Annotated in this window: 1 protein-coding gene; it reads left to right on the plus strand. The window is 44.3% G+C overall.

What is annotated here, in order from left to right; genetic code table 11:
* Positions 1 to 11 precede the first annotated feature (11 nt).
* The coding region (locus tag ACWHAR_RS29800; protein WP_452088780.1) for a formate/nitrite transporter family protein at positions 12 to 587 on the plus strand (576 nt) is incomplete at its 3' end.

Below are 587 nucleotides of genomic sequence, written 5' to 3' on the forward strand. Positions count from 1 at the left end.
TGGTGGAAAACATGGAATCTAAATCACTTGTTCTAGTCGAAGAGCTTGCTTTAAAAAAGCAAAGCATCTTTGTGCAAAGCCCGCTTCGCTATCTTTTACGGGCTATGCTGGCCAGTATGTTTATCGGGTTCGGAGTCATTGTAGCGTTTAAAACGGGGAATCTCTTTTATGTTGAACATTCTCCGTTCACATATCCAATTGCAGCAATCACCTTTGGGGGCGCCATTATTCTGATCGTCTATGGCGGAGGAGATTTATTTACGGGAAATACATTTTATTATACATTGGCTGCGCTTCGTAAAAAAATGCGCTGGCCCACTGTGATCAAGCTGTGGATGTTCAGCTATGCAGGAAATTTAATGGGCGCCGTTTTTTTCGCAGGCCTCATCTTTGCGACCGGCTTATTTAAAGATCCTTCTTCCACCGGCTTTATTCTCAGCGTGGCGGAGCATAAAATGAATACGCCGGTGACCGAATTGTTCTTTAAAGCGATTCTGTGTAACTGGCTTGTCTGCCTTGCGTTTTTCGTTCCGATGGCGCAAAAAGGGGACGGAGCGAAAATGTTCTCTATGATGCTGTTTGTCTTT

The sequence above is a fragment of the Bacillus sp. LR--39 genome, assembly GCF_053613335.1.